Origin of the sequence: Marinomonas sp. PE14-40 (genome assembly GCF_051623805.1) — a bacterium.
GTDB lineage: Bacteria > Pseudomonadota > Gammaproteobacteria > Pseudomonadales > Marinomonadaceae > Marinomonas.
Genome location: NZ_CP130700.1, coordinates 2,977,343 through 2,997,284 on the forward strand (window position 1 = coordinate 2,977,343; position 19,942 = coordinate 2,997,284).

A 19,942-nucleotide genomic window follows, 5' to 3' on the forward strand; every position below is an offset into this window, starting at 1 on the left:
AACAAACTTGTCTATACAAGTATAATTTTATCCTATACCAGTTTTTAAATATCTGGGTATAATTCAAGCTAACATATTCATTCGCACAGCTTTTACGCAATTACTAAGGTTTAAACATGGTCGATACCGCCACCAGCATGATGGACAGCTTATCTAAGTCAATCGAAGATTCGCCCGCGCCTATTTATGCCAGAGTTAAGCAGGCTATCTGCCAAAAAATTAATAGCGGAGAATGGCAGGCTGACCAAAGGGTTCCCTCTGAATCAGAAATGGTAAAAGCACTGAGTGTTAGCCGCATGACAGTTAACCGTGCTCTGCGTGAATTAACAGACGAAGGCATACTGGTAAGACAGCAAGGTGTCGGTACCTTTGTAGCCCAGAAAAAGGCTCATTCGGCCCTGTTCGAAGTACATAACATTGCCGATGAAATCGCCGCCCGCGGTCATACCCATAAAGCGCAACTCATTGAAATAACACGCGCTAAAGCCAATATGGAAGAGGCAATGAACCTAGGGGTGCGTACTAATCACAGTATTTTTCGCGCCACTATTTTGCACTTTGAAAATGAGCTCCCTATTCAGATAGAAGAAAGAGTCGTTAATGCCAGTTTGGCGCCAGACTATGATAAACAAGACTTTCAACTGAATACAGCCTACGACTACTTGATGAAAGTGGCGCCAATGACAGAAGGTGAGCACCTAGTTGAAGCTGTTATTGCAAGCCCTTACGAATGTGAATTATTAGGTATCAATGCCAGTGAGCCTTGCTTGCAAATCAAGCGCCGCACCTGGTCAAAAGACAAACTTGTCACCACTGCCAGACTGTTATCCCCTGGTTCTCGTTTTCAATTATTCGGGCATTTTGGCCGCTAAACTTACTTTCAACAGTTAAATTTCACTTACTAATCAGATAGTTAAAACCTTTAAATTAAAGCGAAAAAGAAGAGTATAGCTGCTTGGCTTTACTTTTTTTTTCGCTTTTTTTAAGAGAGGGTATTGCGCTCTTTAGGCTTTGCTCTTATTGTTTATAACAACTTGTATAGACATGTATGTAGGTGAGATAACAATGACTGAACAAAATCGCTTTCGTGCTGGCACTGTTAAAGCAGCAACAGGAACAGACTTAACCGCTAAATCTTGGCTAACTGAAGCGCCTATGCGCATGCTAATGAATAACCTAGATCCTGAGGTCGCTGAAAACCCAGAAGAACTGGTCGTTTATGGCGGTATTGGCCGTGCAGCTCGTAACTGGGAGTGCTATGACAAGATTGTTGAGTCACTCACCGATCTAGAAGAAGATCAAACCTTACTTGTACAGTCAGGTAAGCCTGTCGGTGTTTTCCAAACACACAAAAATGCTCCTAGAGTGCTAATTGCAAACTCAAACCTAGTACCACACTGGGCTAACTGGGAACATTTCAACGAACTAGATGCCAAAGGCTTGGCTATGTATGGCCAAATGACAGCAGGCTCTTGGATCTACATTGGTAGCCAAGGCATAGTGCAAGGCACATACGAAACCTTCGTAGAAGCGGGTCGCCAACACTACAATGGCGAACTTGCAGGCCGTTGGGTTCTAACCGCAGGTCTTGGCGGCATGGGTGGCGCTCAGCCATTAGCAGCAACTCTAGCAGGCGCTAGCTCTCTTAACATTGAATGCCAACAAAGCCGTATCGACTTTCGTTTAAACACTCGTTACCTAGACGAGCAAGCAACCGACCTAGACGACGCGCTAGCTCGCATCAAGAAATACACAGATTTAGGAGAAGCCCGCTCTATTGGTTTATGTGCCAATGCGGCTGATGTATTGCCTGAACTTGTTCGCCGAGGTGTTCGCCCTGATATGGTGACAGACCAAACCTCAGCCCATGACCCATTAAATGGTTACCTACCACAAAACATGAGCTGGGAAACTTACCGCGAACAAGCTGTAAATGCACCAGAAGCAACGGTAAAAGCAGCGAAAGTATCTATGGCAGAACACGTTAAAGCCATGCTTGCTTTCCAAGAAATGGGCATCCCTACTTTTGACTATGGTAACAACATTCGTCAAATGGCTTTGGAAGAAGGGGTAGATAATGCCTTTGATTTCCCAGGTTTCGTACCGGCTTATATTCGCCCTCTTTTCTGTCGTGGTGTTGGCCCTTTCCGTTGGGCTGCACTCTCTGGTAACCCAGAAGACATTTATAAGACAGATGCTAAGGTGAAAGAATTAATTGCTGATGATGCTCATCTTCACAACTGGTTAGACATGGCCCGCGAACGGATTCAGTTCCAAGGTTTGCCAGCACGTATTTGTTGGGTAGGTCTTGGTCAAAGAGCAAAACTCGGGCTAGCCTTTAATGAAATGGTACGCTCTGGTGAATTATCAGCACCGGTTGTTATCGGTCGTGACCACCTAGATTCTGGTTCAGTTGCCAGCCCTAACCGTGAAACCGAAGCCATGCAAGATGGTTCAGATGCCGTATCTGATTGGCCACTATTGAATGCCCTATTAAACACAGCATCAGGCGCAACTTGGGTTTCTTTACACCATGGCGGTGGCGTTGGCATGGGCTTCTCGCAACACTCTGGCATGGTAATCGTGGCTGATGGTAGTGATGATGCAGCAGAACGTATTGCTCGTGTACTCACCAATGATCCGGGTACTGGTGTTATGCGCCACGCAGATGCAGGCTACGATATCGCTATCAACTGCGCCAAAGAACAAGGCTTGAACCTACCTATGGTTGAAGCAACACAAACAAATAAAACAAAATAATAAACCTTGCGGAGAAGCAAATTCATGTTTGAATTTACCCTAATTCCAGGAAAGACCACCCTGGCAGACCTACGCCAGATCAGCCGTCGCCACGTCAAGATTACCCTTGATCAAAGCGCTGTTGCAGACATTCACGCCAGCACCCAGGTTGTGAATGATGTCATCGCTGAAGACCGCACCGTTTATGGTATCAACACTGGGTTTGGTCTATTGGCCAATACCCGTATTGCCGCAGAAGACTTAGAAGAACTACAACGCAGCATTGTCCTATCTCATGCTGCTGGCATTGGCGAGCTAATGAACGATGCGACGGTCAAAATGATTATGGCACTTAAAGTTAATAGCCTAGCGCGTGGTTTTTCAGGTATTCGTTTATCTGTGATTGAAGCGCTCATCACGCTCATCAACAAAGAAGTTTACCCATGCATTCCACAGAAAGGTTCTGTGGGCGCATCTGGTGACTTAGCGCCTTTGGCTCATATGAGCGCGGTATTATTGGGTGAAGGCCAAGCTCGCTATAAAGGTGAAGTGTTGTCAGGCCAAGCCGCCCTTGCGATTGCAGGTCTAGAGCCAATTACCTTAGCACCAAAAGAAGGTCTAGCATTGCTTAATGGTACTCAAGCATCAACAGCCTTTGCATTAGAAGGTTTGTTCCATGCAGAAGACCTATACGCGTCTGCCATTGTTTGTGGTTCCCTTTCTGTGGAAGCCGCTCTGGGTAGCCGTCGTCCATTCGATGATAGAATCCATCAAGTACGTGGCCACCAGACACAAATTGATGCCGCTGCAGCTTATCGACATCTATTAACTGATCGCAGTGATTTGGGCGAGTCTCATGTTGGCTGTGAGAAAGTCCAAGATCCTTATTCACTTCGTTGCCAGCCACAAGTGATGGGAGCCTGCCTAGACCAGATCCGTAATTCAGCGAACACACTTTTGGTTGAAGCTAACTCGGTATCCGATAACCCATTAGTCTTTGCAGCCGAAGGGGACATCATTTCTGGTGGTAACTTCCACGCAGAACCTGTGGCATTTGCAGCGGATAATCTAGCCCTAGCGATTGCTGAAATCGGCAGTTTGTCAGAGCGCCGTATGGCACTTCTGATCGACAGCAGCTTGAGTAAGCTACCCCCTTTCCTTGTTGATAATGGCGGTGTTAACTCTGGCTTTATGATTGCCCAAGTAACCGCAGCAGCCCTAGCCAGTGAAAACAAAACCTTTGCACACCCTGGTTCTGTAGATAGCTTGCCAACATCCGCTAACCAAGAAGACCATGTCTCTATGGCAACCTTTGCGGCACGTCGCCTAAAAGATATGTCAGAAAATACCCGTGGTATCTTGGCCGTCGAAATCCTGTCTGCAGCACAAGGCCTAGACTTCCGTGCACCGCTTAAGTCCACTGAATTACTTGAGCAGGCGAAAGCCGAGCTAAGAGCCCGCGTGCCTTTTTATGATAAGGACAGATACTTTGCGGCTGACATTGAAAAAGCCAATGACCTACTAGCAGAAGCAGTACACAATAGCTTGATGCCAGCAGGTCTACTACCAAGCTGTGGCCCGACACCTGCAAATGCCTAGACTATGCATAGAAAGTGTCATTAGGGCGAAGTAATACCCAGCCCAGCTAGCAAAAAAATAGGCCAGACTTTTAAAGTACTGGCCTATCTTTTTATAACAGGTCTCAACATTAGGCCTAACAATAACAACAAGGGGTTGTCATGACTCAGGCATTCAAATTCGATTCTCTTTGGCATGGTTTTCACCTTACCACCATGCATCAAGGCCAGTATCACAACATAGAAGACGCTGCGATTGGCGTCGTCGGTGAACACATAGCTTGGATAGGAAAGCATGCAGATCTCACAGATTACAGCAGTGATGAGAGTCATGATCTCGGTGGTGGTTGGGTCACACCCGGCTTAATAGATTGCCATACTCATCTCGTCTTTGGTGGTAATCGCGCCAATGAATTCGAGCAAAGACTCAACGGTGTCAGCTACCAAGAAATCGCTGCCCAAGGTGGCGGTATCGCCTCTTCGGTAAAGTCGACCCGTGAAGAAAGCCATCAAGAATTATTTGAAAGTGGCAAACGTCGCCTTATTTCGCTATTAAAAGATGGAGTCACTAGCCTAGAGATCAAATCAGGTTATGGCCTTTCCCTAGAACATGAAGTGAAGATGCTGGAAGTCGCTAAAGAACTTGCAGAGGCCTTCCCAGTTGATATCAAAACCACCTGTCTAGCGGCCCATGCGTTACCACCAGAATATAAAGGCCGTAGTGATGACTACATAGAGCATTTATGCTCAGAAGTTCTGCCTAAAATCGCTAAATTAGGCATAGCCGATGCGGTTGATGCTTTTTGTGAAGGCATAGGTTTTAGCCCAGCTCAGGTTGAGAAGTACTTCAAAGTTGCTCAAGCGTTAGGCTTGCCAGTAAAACTCCATGCAGAGCAGCTCTCTTCCCTAGGTGGCACCACATTGGCGGCGCGCTATCAGGCCTTGTCTGCGGATCACCTAGAATTTATTACCGAAGATGATGTGGCCGCCATGGCAGAGTCAGGCACAGTCGCTGTGATTTTACCCGGCGCTTATTTCATCCTGAAAGAAACACAAAAGCCCCCTATCGATTTACTACGCCGTTACAAAGTCCCTATGGCAATCGCCACAGATGCAAACCCGGGCACCTCACCAGCCCTATCTTTGCGCCTTATGATGAATATGGCCTGCACCTTGTTTGGTCTCACCCCAGAAGAAGCTTTAGCAGGCACAACCATCCATGCCGCTAAGGCCCTTGGTTTGGCAGAAAGCCATGGTGAACTTGCTGTCGGCAAATTGGCTGACTTTGTTTGCTGGGATGTAGAAAGTCCGGGGGAGCTAAGTTATTGGTTAGGTGGTAATCTGATGAAATCTCGCATTAAATCTGGAGCCCTTGCTAATGTCTAAGATTGCTAACCCTTTTAACTTTCATCAAGGCGAAAGCCCTGTCTTGGTGAGCATGCCTCATTCTGGTCTTGCCCTGTTAGATCATATGCAAGCGACCTTAAGCGAAGCGGCCAAACCTTTACCTGATACTGATTGGTACATCCCTGAGCTGTACGACTTTCTAGCAGAATTAGATGTCACAGTGATCAGCGCAAACTACTCACGCTATGTGATAGACCTAAATCGCCCAGTGGATGACAAACCTTTATACAGCACTAAAACAACAGGCCTTTTTCCTGATATTTTGTTTGCTGATGAGCCTGTCTTTTTACAAGGTAAACACCACTCAGATAGTTTAAAGGCGCAAATCAAAGAAGATATTTGGCAAGCCTATCACGGTAAAATTGCTAAAGAGCTTGAACGCATAAAAGCCAAGTTTGGTTATGCTATTTTATTTGATGCACACAGTATTGCGGCACAAGTCCCTATGTTATTTGAAGGCACTTTACCTGATTTTAATTTTGGCAATAACGATGGCGCAGCCTGTGATCCAAAACTAGTAAAGAGTTTAGATGAGATTATCGCTGGAACGGATTACAGCCATGTCGCTAATGGTCGCTTTAAAGGGGGTTATATTACTCGCTCCTTTGGCCAGCCAGAACAAGGTATTCACGCGATTCAATTGGAATTATCTCAAGCCACATACTTGGATGACAGGCTTTTCAAAGAAGGGATTTACCAACTTGATGAAGAGAAAAAAAAGAAAGTCAGCCCACAACTTAAACGCCTCATAGAAGCCTTAATTGCTGTGGGCCAACCCTAGAGCAAAGAATATTGGAAACCTTTCAAGAGAGGGATTCAAAAGAGCTCAGGCTTTTGAACTTTTTCTTGAAGGCCACCCCAATAAAAAGGGAACGCTCTCATTAGCAGGTCGTGCTAAAACTTTTAAACAGGCTTAACCTCCATCAAAGCGAGATTAAACCTATAAAACTAACCAAGCCTTACAACACTGGGGAGAATAAGAGACTTGTCCCCTGCATCATGATGACTCCCATCACACAGATAAAACTTGCCGCACCAAGCCTTAGAAAAAGCTCTCGCCATTGAGAACCTTGGCTCGATGGCTTGATAAAACGACGCAACCAAGCAGCACCTTTGATAGACACAAAAGCCAATAAAGAGATAGCCGCACCCGTCCCTACGCCCATAGCAATGGCACCTACCATACCTAACCAATAAAGCCCCAACGACTTAGCAAAAATCAGCACTAATAAAGCACCACTACAAGGGCGAACCCCTATGCTAAAGACAATGCCTATATAGTCTTTTAGGTTTTTAGCCTGCTCAATATCAGCAGGACTGGCATGATGCTTATGGCCGCAACCACAGGCATGCTCATGAACATTTTTATGGCCGTGATCGTGACTATGGTCATGACTGTGATCGTGGCTATGCGATTTGGCGTCCGCTTTTTGTTTGAGAAAATCTCGAATACTTTTCCAAGCCAGATGTAAACCCAATAAAATCATGGCCACAAAGCTGGCATCTATCAGATAACTAGCCTTAGCATTTACCTCTCGCATACTTGTCTCTAACACAAACAACAATGCGCTCACTAAAACGATCGCCACTAGCGCTTGTAACAAGGCAGCACTAATAGACAATATTAAACTGGTTTTCACTTTTGTTGGATGAGTACTTAAATAACTCACCATGATGACCTTGCCATGCCCAGGGCCTATAGCATGTAAAAAGCCATAACTGATACTGGCAGCAGACACGTAAAACAAGGCTTTTAATGGGTATTCATGAGCCAAACTAAGCAGCTGACTAATACTTCGGGTTAACTCTCTTTGCAAAGCTTGTAGCTCGATAAAAACATAAGGCAACACAGGCCAAACATAGAGATAAAAACCACTCGCTAAAAGTAGACCTATACAAGCCAGACCATAGGGATAAAGGCGAGTCATCTCACTATCCCTTTTGGCAGGTTATACACGGCCTTGTCGATAAACATCTTATTCATCCTTCTCGTTTTAACGCTTATCTTCATCATGAGTTTATTGGCATGCTATTTGGCTTTGCTGCGCAAATACCGCCCCCAACGTCAAGTCAGGGCTCGCATCTACCGGCATAGACCAAGCTTGACTGATTTGCTCCATACTGGGCTCAGATTCCACTACCTGCCTTTTACACACACTGCTTAGAGCATCACTAAGCTGTAGGTCATTAGCGCTAGGCCAAGACATCTCAATGAAATAACTTGGATCAAACACCTGAATCCCCAATTCGCCTTGATCTAGCAACAAAGGTTCGTCAAAACCCAGATAAAAACTAAACACGACATCTATGCCATCTAGGGTGACTCGCTCTAAACTGGCATCTAAATTAGCTAAAACTTCTTTATTCCAACTCACTTGGGTAAAGAAAGAATCACGCTTTAAATTATCAATCAGCCCTTTGGCGACCTGCTCAAGGCTGGTGACCTGTTCCTGCTTTTCTAAGTTTTTACCTTCTAAAAGATAAACCGATGTCATGGGATCAAAGCGCCAAACCATATTGATGCCGTAGACCTTTTTATCTTCGCCATCAACATAGGTTTGAACATCTATCCAAGCGTGAGGGTGGGCGTGTGCATATAAGGACATTAAGCCAAATACCAGAGGTAAAAAAACTAACTTAATTACTGATGACATACGCCTACCCTTTTGTTTTACGCTGAATTATTTCTTTCCCTTGTTATAGCTTCAGCATTAATTGCTAAGCGCTTTAACTAGGGTACTTATATTATGTTCCATCATTTTAATATAAGTTCCTGCAGCTTGGTTAGGGCTAGACAAAGCATCCGCATAAAGCTCACCGCCAATCTTGGCACCCGTTTCACGGGCAATCTGCTCAATTAGGCGAGAGTTAGAAACTTTCTCAACAAATACCGCTTGAATGTCATCCTTGCGAATTTGCTTGATGATTTTCACCACGTCAGCTGCTGAGGCTTCTGCTTCTGTGCTCATACCTTGAGGGGCAGTAAAGTTAAAACCATACTCACGGGCCAGATAACCAAAAGCATCGTGTGAGGTAATCACATTGCGCTTATTCTCAGGCACTTGGCTCATTTTTTGAGTTAGGTCTTTCTCAAGGGCTTTAAGCTCCTTCACATAGTCCTTAGCATTTTGGTTGAATTCAGCCGCATGCTCAGGTGCCAGCTTAACCAGTGCTGCGCGAATATTCTCAACATACACAAGTACGTTAGTCACACTGTGCCAAGCATGTGGATCGAATTCCCCATGGTGATGATGGTGCTCATCTGCGTGGTGCGCTTCTTCATCGTCATGATGTTCTTCTTCATCATGGTGACCATCTTCATCATGGTGACCATCTTCGTCATGATGACCTTTTTCATCATGGTGACCATCTTCGTCATGATGACCTTTTTCATCATGGTGCTCGTCTTCATCGTGATGACCTTCTTCATCGTGATGACCTTCTTCATCATGATGCTCGTCTTCGTCGTGATGGCCTTCTTCTTCGTGGTGCTCATCTTCTTCACCAAGGTGAATCAGGTTTACTCCGTCAGTCGCAGCAATTTTGACACCTTTAAAACCAGCTGATTGCTCTAGTCGTTCCATCCAGCCTTCAAATCCTAGGCCATTTACAACCAATAAATCCGCTTCAGCCACAGCTTGAGCATCCATTGGCGAAGGTTGATAAACATGGGCATCACCATTAGCTTCAACCAAGTTAGTGAGACTAATATGCTCACCACCGACTTCTTGCACTAGGTCATTTAAGACACTAAAGCTGGTCACAACTTTCAGTTCAGCGGCCAAACCTAATGTCGGGATAGACAAGAGAGCAGACGCGAAAACATTTACCAGATATCTGGATTTCATGAGTACAGATCCTTATTAATAGAGGGTTGGGCTTGTCTTGCTAACACGGAGCGAAACAAGCCATTTAATGGACTAAATAGAATTGAAAACAGGTAACAAACCACCAAAACAACCACTATGCTTGGGCTGGTTGGTAAACCAAAATGGAACGAAAGCAATAAACCCGCCCAACATGAGAGTGCACTCATGAGGATGGAAAGTAAGATAATCGGCTCCAAACGGCGAGCCCAAAAACGGGCGATACAAGCGGGAAGTATCATTAACCCCACTGCCATTAAGGTGCCCAAGGCATGAAAGCCAGCGACTAAATTGGCCACCACTAAAAACATAAAAGCAAGATGTGCAACATTGCCGCTTTTACCAAAACTGGCCAGATAATCTGGGTCTAACGAGCCAAGCACTAAAGGGCGATAAATAATCGCCAATACCACTAGGCTAACCACACAGGTAATTTGCAATAAAATCAAAGCCACGTTATCAAGCGCTAATGCGGTGCCAAATAACACGTGTAAAAGGTCAATATTACTGCCCTTGGCCGAGATTAAAATCACACCCAATGCCAATGATCCTAGATAGAAGGCGGCTAACGTGCTGTCTTCGCTTGAGTTTGTTTTAAGCGCTGTTGCACTGGATAACATAGCCACCAAAAGTCCCGCCATAAGACCACCCAGTGTCATGGCGATCACGGACAAACCACACAGCAAATAAGCTATTGCGGCGCCTGGCAATATGGCGTGCGCCATGGCATCACCGGTCAAACTCAAGCGACGTAACATCAAAAACACGCCAATAGGCGCGGACCCAATAGATAAGGTCACACATCCTAATAACGCTCTAGCCATAAATTGATAATCTGTAAAAGGTGCAACTAACAATGTATTCAGGTTGAATGGAAACAGGTCAAGCATGATCTAAAAGGTCCAACCTCGAATCTGTCGTCACTTCTAATGGTACTTGCTCTATCGCATTGTCATTCGATGCGTCTAACAGGGACTTACTATTACCCTGCAATAGACCACTCGGATGGAATAACAAACACTGATCAAAATGCTGTTTCACCAATTCAAGATCATGAATGGCAGCCACTATGGTTACCCCTTGTTCTTGGCAATATTTAAGTTGTTCTAGCAAGACAGAAATTGTGGCTTCATCCACGCCATTAAAAGGCTCATCAAGTAATAACAATTTACTGGGTTGTAACAACATACGAGCAAACAAAGCCCTTTGCATTTGGCCACCCGAAAGTTCGCTAAGATGTACTTTAGCCATATCGTTTAAGCCCACTCTTTCTATCGCCTCTTGCACCTCTTTGTCATAGTTACGCATAGAGCGCCACCAGCCGGTTTGAGACCAAAGACCAGTGCTCACAAACTCTTTTAGCTCAATGGGGAAACCTTTCTCGATACGTGCCTGTTGCGGTAAATAAGCAACATCATGGGAGCGCACCACACCTAAATTAACACTGCCACTCAGAGGTTTAACTAAGCCCATAATGGTTTTTAGCAGGGTAGATTTACCCGAACCATTTAAGCCAACCAACGCCAGCACATCTGACTGCTGTACTTGTACATTAATATCTGTGGCTAGCGGGTTTTGAGCTTGATAACCAATGCTCAAGCTCTCCAATGTGATCATGGCAGACATAATTTATAACAACCCATAATTTAAGAGGGTGAGAATTAAGCTCAATAAAGCGAGCGGCACAAAGCGCGCAATAAAGCTAAGAGAGTAAAAAGGCATAATTTAATCATTCTAATAATTAGCGTTATGATATAACATATCATTTAAAGTTTTATAAAGTAAACAATTAAAGTGATGCCTTTGCAGTAAGTCGCGAGCAAAGCTATGAAGAGGCAAAAATAGGCGAAGAAGCAGAGCTTATGAATAATGAATGAGCGTTTCGAGTCTATTTTTAACACCCTATTAGCGAGCGCAGCAGTCATGCAAAGGGCTCAAAGTGAATAGATAGAATAATTAGGAGATACCTTGATCGATCAACTGCCTGATGTTGCGCATACCCAAATTACGAGTCAACAGCCCAAAATAAACTGGGTTGGCATGGACGACATTTATCTGCCTATTGGCTTAGAAGAAGCTGGAAAGCAAATACACAGCCAAGCATGTGCCAGCATAGCAGTTGACTTACCGGGCGGAGAAAATGCAGCCAAAGGCATTCATATGTCACGTCTCTATTTCTTACTAAATGAACTAGCCCAGCAACCACTCAAGCCTGAAACCTTGAAACATTGCCTAGAACAAGTATTGGCAAGCCACAGTGATTTAGATTCAAGTGTGGTTAGGATTGAACTTGCTTTTGATCTTTTATGGCAGCGTCCAGCATTGGTTAGTGGTAGTCCTGCCGGATGGCGTGCTTACCCTATGGTATTAAGTGCGCAGCTGAGCAAAGACTCTGGCTTCAGTCTATCACTGCAAGCTGAGTTCCAATACTCGTCAACTTGCCCTTGTTCTGCGGCCCTTGTTAGAGAAACTTTGTCCAACCAGTTTAGTCAAAACTTTGCGGATCAAGAATCTATCCCGACCCAAGAAGTGGCCCAATGGCTTAAGCAAAATGGCACCTTAGCGACGCCACACAGCCAACGCAGCTTAGCGCTCATCACCTTGCCGCTTAATGAAAGTGCAAGCACTTTCAACCTCGTTGCCTTGGTCGAAGAAGTTGAAACCATCATCGCCACACCAGTACAAACCAGTGTAAAACGCGCGGATGAATTAGCTTTTGCCGAACTCAATGGTAGTAACCTAATCTTTGTTGAAGATATCAGTCGTAAACTTGGCAAGGCACTAAGAGAAAAACATGAAGCGGTAGAGATTCAAGTAAGACACTTAGAAAGTCTGCATGCTCACAATGCTTTTGCTCAGGTTTTACCTGACACTGGCCGAGCAGATTTGAGACCGCAATTTAAACAGGGTCCAAAATAAGAGGGCATCTCTAAACAATACCTAAAAAAGCTGTCAGGGCTCAGGTACAATGGGCCCAATTTTTAGTAGAGGTCATTTAACAAAGACCGTTTAAAAAAAGCAGTCTAAAAGAGGAAGAGTTAACGTGAGCGTGACACATTCAGACTATAAGGACATAGTGGCAAGTGCAGCCAACCGCTGCAAAGATTCAGGCGGACGCCTAACCGTTAAAAGGGAAGAGATTTTAAAAGTCCTACTTGCCAGCAAAATACCTTTATCTGCTTACGAAGTACTAGACCTTTATAAAGAGCAAACTCAAGAATCCATGCCCCCCATGTCGGTATATCGCATTCTTGAGTTTCTAGAACAACAGCAGCTTATTCATAGACTTGGCTCACAAAATAAATTTATTGCCTGCTCTCATATTCGACAAGACTGCGACCATCAAGTTTCTCAATTCCTTATTTGCCGTAAATGTCACAGCGTTAAGGAAGTCAATATTGCTCAAGCTCTCGTGAAAGAACTTAATGAGCAAGTCAAAGAAGCCGACTACAAACTTCTTAGTCCTCAACTTGAATTAGACTGTATTTGTAGTACTTGTCTGAAGGAAGAAAGGCTGAAGGAAGAAGACCTAAAAGAATAAAAAAGAGAGAGTGCTGAAAGCGAATAGCACCCAACACTTTCTTACTTCTCTTGAGTTATTTAGCCCTATCAGGTTCTCTCTACTAGCTCGCCAGCATAGCCCGCACTCGCGCCACAGGCCTTTCATCAATCAGAACATGAATCACAGCCGTTAATAAGGCGATGCCCGCTGCCATCCACCAAACCACATCGTAAGAGCCGGTCGCATCATAAAGATAGCCACCCAGCCAAACACCACTGAATGAACCTAACTGATGGCTTAAGAAGACAATACCATAGAGTAATCCCATGTACTTAAGACCAAACATCTGAGCCACCAAGCCAGAAGTCGGCGGTACCGTCGCCAACCACAAAAGCCCAGTGATAATAGAGAAGGCATACACATTCATAGCCGTCATAGGCAGCAACATGAAGGCGGCAATGGAGATAGCACGCAAAGCATAAATATAGGTCAGCAACATTTTCTTAGAATATTTGCCCGACCAAGAGCCCGATAACAAACAGCCAAAGATATTAAATAAGCCAATCAAGGCCAAACTTGCCACGGCAATGCTTTCGTCAAACCCTTGGTCGGTTAAAAAGGCAGGCATATGTACCGTGATAAAAGCGAGCTGAAAGCCGCAGACAAAAAAGCCAATCACTAACCACCAATAATGGGCATGTTGGCTCGCCTCTTTTAGCGCTTCAGACATGGTTTGCTTGTCTTGATCATCCGTACTTTGCGCTGATGTTTTAATGCCTTTAAAGGTAAAAGCCAAAAGCACCATCATCAGCGCCGAAGCTGCCATTAACAAAAGCGCTGTGCTCCAGCCGTAAGCTTCGATAAAGCCTTGCGCCACGGGAATCACCAACAATTGTCCAGCAGATCCAGCCGCACTCCCTAAACCTAAGGCGAAAGCACGTTTTTCAGGGCTCACCATTCGCGCCATAGCCGGTAATACCACACCAAAGCCTGTGGCTGCGATACCCATCCCCATCAAGAGACCAGCACCTAAATTAAGCCCGAATACCCCATCGGCATTGGCGGTAACATACAAACCAAAAGCATAAACAAGGGCTCCAATCACCACGGCTTTTACCGTGCCATATTTATCCGCAAAGGCGCCTGCAATTGGCTGAAACAGCCCCCAACACAGGTTTTGCAAGGCAAGAGAGAAGGCAAATACTTCTCGGCCATATTGAAATTCGGTAGAAATCGGGGCCATAAAAAAGCCCATGGAAGAACGCAAACCAAAGTTAAGCGCTAATAAGATGCAAGCAAATGCAATGGCAAAGCTAATGAGTTTTACTGGGGTCGACATAACTAATCCTGAGTTTATCTATACCTATGCCAGTTATTGCTTAAGGGCAAATATCTGGCTTATCTTTTAGAGTTCAGTTTCTAATGACTCTACTTTCTAATGCTTCTTTTTTCTAATCGCATGGCTAAAAGGCACAGATAAACTTGAGGATAAAAGTCGTCAAACTTGAACGGTTTCTGCTTGGTAAGCTATCTCCCCATCAATCCAAGTTTGCTGTACAAAAAGGTCATCATCTAGCGCCACAAGACTAGCACGATATCCCGCTTGAATGCGGCCAAATTCTTTATCTAAACCTAAGAATTCAGCTGGCCTTAGGGATGCCATTTGCAAGGCACTGGCTTCATCAAGACCAATCAGTTTTACCGCATTACGTACTGCACTAGCCATATCGAGATCAGACCCTGCTAAGGTGCCGTCTTCTGTCGTTACTTTACCCTGATGTCGAATCACCTTTTTACCTAATAACGCCATTTCACTGGCATCAGAACCCACGCTTTGAATCGCATCCGTGACCAGCATGACTCTCTCACTCCCTTTAGCCGCAAGCGCGACTTTCATCACCGCAGGATGCACATGGTGGCCATCGGCAATTAAACCACACCAGGTATCATGCCCTGTTTGCAAGGCAGCACCTACAACACCTGGCTCACGTGAAGTCAGCCCACTCATAGCATTGAATAAATGGGTAAAGCCACGGGCACCGCTATTGACCGCTGCCATAGCTTCTTCATAGGTAGCCGCCGAATGACCAATACAAACAATGGCATCTTGGGCCACCAGCCAGCTCACAAAATCAGCAGGCACTTGCTCGGGCGCTAAGGTCACCATTAACTTACCCGATTCAGGCAAACTCAATAATGACGCAACCTTGTCTTCTGTAGGCGAGCGCAGCTTACCTTCGTCATGCACGCCTTTTCGTACAGGATTCAAATAAGGGCCTTCGTAATGTATGCCCAGAATACCCGGCATATCGCCTTCTATTGCGCGATTAATCACCTTATGAGCAGCAGACATGATACTAAAATCATCTGAAATTAAAGTCGGCATCATGGCCACTGTGCCATATTGGGCATGCACCTGAATCATAGTATTTAAAGAAGCCAAACTAGGCTCATGATTAAACAAGGCACCACCACCACCGTTAACATGCACATCAATAAAACCCGGCACCAGCTTATCAACTTCAATGCCATTATCATGATCTGCTCTTGGAGAAACGCTTTTAATTCTCTGCCCTTCAATTTCGACCACTTGATGCTTTAACCAGCGCTCGCCATCAAACAGCGTATTTACTAAGAATCGTGTCATACTGCGCTCCTTCCTATTTTGTGCCTAGCCATATAAATGGCGCCATCCATTGCATCACCTTCCGCTTCAACCAAATTATTCAGGTACGTCTTAGGTAAATAGGCTTTTAAAGCGTCAGACACACCGCCTGTTAACACAACTTTTTCAGCGCCTTTCGCCAACAAACAATCAAGATAACGACTGGCCCAAAGGCTATGCTCTTGTACTATGGCTAAGGCAACCTCATCGCCATTGGCCGCATGTTTAAACACTAATGGCGCATACACCCCGTACTCTCTGGGTAAGGGTTGGCGATTAAGGAACAAAACATATTGAGAGGCATCATCTGCAAACATTTGGTTAATTTCTTGCGTCAATGAAGACTCTCTACCAATGCCATCCAAGGCCGCTAACGAGGCTTCCAATGCCGACAAACCAATACGTGCGCCACTGCCCTGATCAGACACAGGAAAGCCCCAGCCGCCTATGACATCAAATTCACCATCATGATAATTAAGCCCGCAGCTCCCCGTGCCAAAAATCAACAAGGCGCCATTCTTTCCTGAGAATGCGCCTAAACAAGCAGTATGGGCATCACTTAACAAGTAAACCGCGGCAAAAGGATGAACCTGAGACAAAACAATATCCTGCTCTAATGCTTGATTCGCTCCCGCTAAGCCTAAGCCCAGATGCACTCTTGAATAATCAGATTCTTTTAAATCCGCTTGGTCACAGGCTTGTTGGCAAGCATCCATAATATTTTGCCACGCAGCCTGAATCCCAATTCTTGGATTAGCAGAACCCGACACCCCTTCCCCAAGAAAGCAGCCATCACTATTTACCAAGCGCGCGCGACAATGGGTGCCGCCCCCATCAACGCCTAAATACAAACTGCTATTCATGTGTTTTTCCCAATTCAGATTGTGCTAGCCTGTCTTTCGTTAAAGCACTCTTTGCTAACAGGTCTTGCTGCTTCTCGCTCCATTGATAATATTCTTTCAGACTTAACTCAGCCGCTGCCGCCTCATCAATAATGACAGTCACATTGGTATGCTGCTGCAAAGCACTCGCCGGCACCATGGCAGAGAGAGGACCTTCTACCATTGCCTTTATCGCATTGGCCTTATTCTCACCCGTTGCTAATAAGAGTATGTCTTTCGCTTCTAGAATCGTGCCGATTCCCATCGTCAAAGCAAGATAAGGCTGAAACTCACCCTCATCGAAAAAGCGTTTATTCGCCTCGACTGTTGATTGCGACAAGGTTTTTACTCGAGTACGAGAGGCAAGGCTGGAGCTAGGTTCATTAAAACCAATATGACCATTGATACCAATCCCTAATATTTGCAGATCAATCCCCCCTGCTGCTGCAATCTGTGCTTCATAGTCAGCCGCACTTTTCACTAGCTCAGACTTGGTCGTCAGATTAGCGGCTGGCACCTGAGTATTGTCTGGCTGTATATCAAGTTGCTCAAACAAATGGTGGTTCATAAAATAACGATAGCTCTGATTATGCTCAGCACTGATGCCTATGTACTCATCAAGATTAAAGCTTTTAACCTGCTTAAAACTTAACTCAGCATTTTGGTAACGGCTTATTAACTCTTTATATAAGGCCAAAGGTGTCGACCCTGTCGCCAAACCCAACACACTATTTGCCTTTATTGATATCTGTTGAGCCAGACGATCAGCAGCATACTGGGCTACTTTTTTGGCATTAGGCAAAATAATAATTCGCATACCTATCTCCAATTAATTTAGATACCAATATAAGTCCATTTCGAACAAAAGGCCAAATTTTTTTCATTTTTATCGGTTATTTATTTGCCAACAAGCACAATTGGTGCTAATTTTTACCCGAAGTTAGATACCAAATATATACCAATAAAAACAAAAAACTCAGGTTTAAACCTAAAAATTGGAGCGTTAGCCATGTTAAAAGCTAGACCCGTTACCCTACTAAAACAGAGCGCCATAAGCCTAACTTTGGTTGCAGCCACTATCACGAGCGTACAGGCAAGCGGCAGTTTGTCGATTGAAAGTTGGCGTAGTGATGATGCCAATATTTGGAGCGATGTGATCCTTCCGGCTTTTAACCAATCACACCCAGATATCAAGGTTCACTTTGCACCAACACCACCAGCAGAGTACAACTCAGCACTACAAGCCAAACTGCAAGCAGGTACAGCGGGTGACTTGATTACCTGTCGTCCATTCGATACCTCATTAAGCCTTTATCAAAATGGTCATCTCGAAAACCTAGCAGGTCTGGATGGTTTAAATGAGTTCTCTGATGTATCAAAAAGTGCTTGGGTAACGGATGATGGTAAAGAGCAATTCTGCTTACCACTTGCCTCTGTTATTCACGGTTTTATCTATAACAAAGCCATCTTTAAAGAGCTCGACTTAAAAGTGCCCGCGACTCAAGATGAGTTTTATAAGGTGCTAGATACCATTAAATCTGAAAGCCGCTATATCCCACTTTCTATGGGAACAGCAGACCAATGGGAAGCAGCAACCATGGGCTTTCAAAATGTTGGCCCTAACTTCTGGAAAGGGGAAGATGGTCGTAAAGCGCTAATCACAGGTAAAGGCAAGTTAACGGATAAGGCGTATCTTGAAACTTGGCAAGAACTGGCGAAATGGAAAGATTACCTAGGCCGTGGTTATCAGGCACAAAAGTATTCTGACTCTCAAAACCTCTTTACCCTAGAGCGTGCTGCTATCTACCCAGCCGGTTCTTGGGATATCCAAACCTTTAACGATCAGGCTGAATTCGAATTTGGTGCTTTCCCACCACCTGTTCCAAAAGCAGGCGATGCTTGTTACATCAGTGACCATACGGATATTGGTATTGGTATCAATGCCAATTCAGATAATAAAGAAGCAGCAAAAGCGCTATTAAGCTGGATGGCGTCAGCTGAGTTTGCCAACTTATTTGCTAATGCAGTACCTGGCTTCTTCCCGTTATCTAACCACAAGGTCACGATTAATGATCCGGTTGCCCAAGAGTTTGTCAGCTGGAGAGACCAGTGTAACTCGACGATACGTAACTCTTACCAGATCCTATCTCGTGGTACACCAAACCTTGAAAATGCCCTATGGAATGTCAGCGCTCAGGTACTTAATGGCACCATGAGCCCAGAAGCGGCAGCGAAAAAAGCTCAGGATGGCTTGCAAGCATGGTACGCACCACAGCAATAAGATCGACTCAGTAATACAATAACAATGACGGAAAACCGCTAAGGTTTTCCGTCAATATGAGACAGGCGTATGACCTTACCGAAATCAAAATCTACCCCAGAGTCGGCCATCGAAAAAAAACCTATCCCTTGGCATATTGTTTTTTTTCTAGGGCCTGCCCTACTGATATACCTAACTTTTAGCGTATATCCCCTACTAGACACCCTTGTTTTGAGTCTTTATGACGAACAAAAAGGGCAAAGTAGTTTTGTTGGATTGCAAAACTTTATCACGCTTATCAGTGACGATAATTGGTCATCCGCGTTTTGGAATGCCCTCGCTAACAACTTCAAGTTCTTTATCATACATATGTTGGTACAGAACCCGATTGGTCTGTTATTAGCGGTTTTATTAAGCTCGCCTAAGTTAAGGTTTTCAGGCAGTTATCGCACCTTTATCTTTATGCCAACCATGTTATCTGTGGTCATCATCGGCTTTGTTTGGCAGCTATTATTAAGCCCAATTTGGGGGATTTCTGAGAATTTCCTCTATCACCTAGGCTTAGACCATTATTTTGATGCTTGGTTAGGTAAAGAAAGCTCTGCCCTTATCACCTTAAGTTTCATCTCTGTTTGGCAATTTGTCGGCATACCTATGATGCTTATTTATGCCACTTTATTAAACATTCCAGATGACATAGTGGATGCCAGTGTGGTGGATGGGGCTAACCCAATGCAGACCTTCTGGTACATCAAACTGCCATTGATTTTGCCGACTATCGCTATGGTGTCCATTTTGACATTTGTCGCCAACTTCAACGCATTTGAGCTCATTTATGCAGTAAAAGGCGCATTAGCAGGCCCTAACTTCTCGACAGATTTGATGGGGACCTTCTTCTATCGCACCTTCTTTGGTTTCCAATTACAAGAAGGCAGCGCCACCATGGGTGCCGCAGTAGCGACCTTGATGTTCCTCATTATTTTGGTTGGCATCATGCTCTTCCTTTTCTTTGTTCAACGTCGCATTCAGCGCTTCCAATTTTAAG

The 19,942-nt window shown here is 44.7% G+C and carries 18 protein-coding genes; 9 read left to right on the top strand and 9 right to left on the bottom strand.

Annotation, left to right across the window (positions count from 1 at the left end; genetic code table 11):
• Window positions 1-116 precede the first annotated feature (116 nt).
• From hutC to hutG, 5 genes are all read left to right on the top strand, one after another.
• Window positions 117-872 (top strand): histidine utilization repressor, encoded by a 756-nt coding sequence (hutC, locus tag Q0A08_RS13860; protein ID WP_438462113.1) that lies wholly within the window; start codon window positions 117-119, stop codon window positions 870-872.
• 193 nt (window positions 873-1,065) lie between these two features.
• The gene (hutU, locus tag Q0A08_RS13865; protein ID WP_438462114.1) at window positions 1,066-2,760 is read left to right on the top strand and encodes a urocanate hydratase; all 1,695 of its coding nucleotides are present in this window, start codon (window positions 1,066-1,068) and stop codon (window positions 2,758-2,760) included.
• Window positions 2,761-2,784: 24 nt separating this feature from the next.
• Window positions 2,785-4,338: a histidine ammonia-lyase gene (gene hutH, locus Q0A08_RS13870; protein ID WP_438462115.1), complete on the top strand. Its 1,554-nt coding sequence runs from the start codon at window positions 2,785-2,787 to the stop codon at window positions 4,336-4,338.
• A 140-nt stretch (window positions 4,339-4,478) separates the two neighbouring features.
• On the top strand, window positions 4,479-5,702 hold the full coding sequence (gene hutI, locus Q0A08_RS13875; RefSeq protein ID WP_438462116.1) for an imidazolonepropionase: 1,224 nt from the start codon (window positions 4,479-4,481) through the stop codon (window positions 5,700-5,702).
• Window positions 5,695-6,504 carry an N-formylglutamate deformylase gene (gene hutG / locus Q0A08_RS13880; protein ID WP_438462117.1) on the top strand — a complete coding sequence of 270 codons (810 nt, stop codon included), beginning with the start codon at window positions 5,695-5,697 and terminating at the stop codon, window positions 6,502-6,504. Before hutI ends, hutG begins: the two co-directional genes overlap by 8 nt.
• A gap of 178 nt (window positions 6,505-6,682) precedes the next feature.
• Here hutG and Q0A08_RS13885 read toward each other — a convergent pair whose 3' ends face one another.
• From Q0A08_RS13885 to Q0A08_RS13905, 5 genes are all read right to left on the bottom strand, one after another.
• Window positions 6,683-7,651, bottom strand: a complete 969-nt coding sequence (locus Q0A08_RS13885) for a nickel/cobalt transporter (RefSeq protein ID WP_438462118.1) — start codon at window positions 7,649-7,651, stop codon at window positions 6,683-6,685.
• A gap of 90 nt (window positions 7,652-7,741) precedes the next feature.
• Window positions 7,742-8,377: a DUF1007 family protein gene (locus Q0A08_RS13890; RefSeq protein WP_438462119.1), complete on the bottom strand. Its 636-nt coding sequence runs from the start codon at window positions 8,375-8,377 to the stop codon at window positions 7,742-7,744.
• Window positions 8,378-8,434: 57 nt separating this feature from the next.
• Window positions 8,435-9,571, bottom strand: a complete 1,137-nt coding sequence (locus tag Q0A08_RS13895) for a metal ABC transporter solute-binding protein, Zn/Mn family (RefSeq protein WP_438462120.1) — start codon at window positions 9,569-9,571, stop codon at window positions 8,435-8,437.
• Window positions 9,568-10,479 carry a metal ABC transporter permease gene (locus tag Q0A08_RS13900; RefSeq protein ID WP_438462121.1) on the bottom strand — a complete coding sequence of 304 codons (912 nt, stop codon included), beginning with the start codon at window positions 10,477-10,479 and terminating at the stop codon, window positions 9,568-9,570. Before Q0A08_RS13900 ends, Q0A08_RS13895 begins: the two co-directional genes overlap by 4 nt.
• Complete coding sequence (locus Q0A08_RS13905; protein WP_438462122.1) at window positions 10,472-11,215, bottom strand: metal ABC transporter ATP-binding protein; 744 nt, start codon at window positions 11,213-11,215, stop codon at window positions 10,472-10,474. The genes Q0A08_RS13900 and Q0A08_RS13905 overlap by 8 nt, the downstream gene beginning before the upstream one ends.
• A 342-nt stretch (window positions 11,216-11,557) precedes the next feature.
• Here Q0A08_RS13905 and folE2 point away from each other — a divergent pair, with 342 nt between their 5' ends.
• Together folE2 and Q0A08_RS13915 are read left to right on the top strand one after the other, a co-directional pair.
• Complete coding sequence (gene folE2, locus Q0A08_RS13910) at window positions 11,558-12,508, top strand: GTP cyclohydrolase FolE2 (protein ID WP_438462123.1); 951 nt, start codon at window positions 11,558-11,560, stop codon at window positions 12,506-12,508.
• A 124-nt stretch (window positions 12,509-12,632) separates the two neighbouring features.
• Window positions 12,633-13,130: a Fur family transcriptional regulator gene (locus tag Q0A08_RS13915; RefSeq protein WP_438462124.1), complete on the top strand. Its 498-nt coding sequence runs from the start codon at window positions 12,633-12,635 to the stop codon at window positions 13,128-13,130.
• Window positions 13,131-13,212: 82 nt separating this feature from the next.
• On the opposite strand, the gene Q0A08_RS13920 is transcribed toward Q0A08_RS13915, so the two are convergent.
• From Q0A08_RS13920 to nagB, 4 genes are all read right to left on the bottom strand, one after another.
• Window positions 13,213-14,430: an MFS transporter gene (locus tag Q0A08_RS13920; RefSeq protein WP_438462125.1), complete on the bottom strand. Its 1,218-nt coding sequence runs from the start codon at window positions 14,428-14,430 to the stop codon at window positions 13,213-13,215.
• Between the two features lie 159 nt (window positions 14,431-14,589).
• Window positions 14,590-15,738 carry an N-acetylglucosamine-6-phosphate deacetylase gene (gene nagA / locus Q0A08_RS13925; RefSeq protein ID WP_438462126.1) on the bottom strand — a complete coding sequence of 383 codons (1,149 nt, stop codon included), beginning with the start codon at window positions 15,736-15,738 and terminating at the stop codon, window positions 14,590-14,592.
• Entirely contained in the window at window positions 15,735-16,619 is an 885-nt protein-coding gene (locus tag Q0A08_RS13930; RefSeq protein WP_438462127.1) for a BadF/BadG/BcrA/BcrD ATPase family protein, read from the bottom strand. Before Q0A08_RS13930 ends, nagA begins: the two co-directional genes overlap by 4 nt.
• Window positions 16,612-17,454: a glucosamine-6-phosphate deaminase gene (nagB, locus tag Q0A08_RS13935; protein ID WP_438462128.1), complete on the bottom strand. Its 843-nt coding sequence runs from the start codon at window positions 17,452-17,454 to the stop codon at window positions 16,612-16,614. Before nagB ends, Q0A08_RS13930 begins: the two co-directional genes overlap by 8 nt.
• Window positions 17,455-17,646: 192 nt before the next feature.
• Between nagB and Q0A08_RS13940 the strand changes: the two genes are divergently transcribed.
• Window positions 17,647-18,918: an ABC transporter substrate-binding protein gene (locus Q0A08_RS13940; RefSeq protein ID WP_438462129.1), complete on the top strand. Its 1,272-nt coding sequence runs from the start codon at window positions 17,647-17,649 to the stop codon at window positions 18,916-18,918.
• A 69-nt stretch (window positions 18,919-18,987) separates the two neighbouring features.
• Window positions 18,988-19,941 carry a carbohydrate ABC transporter permease gene (locus Q0A08_RS13945; RefSeq protein WP_438462130.1) on the top strand — a complete coding sequence of 318 codons (954 nt, stop codon included), beginning with the start codon at window positions 18,988-18,990 and terminating at the stop codon, window positions 19,939-19,941.
• Window position 19,942 lies beyond the last annotated feature (1 nt).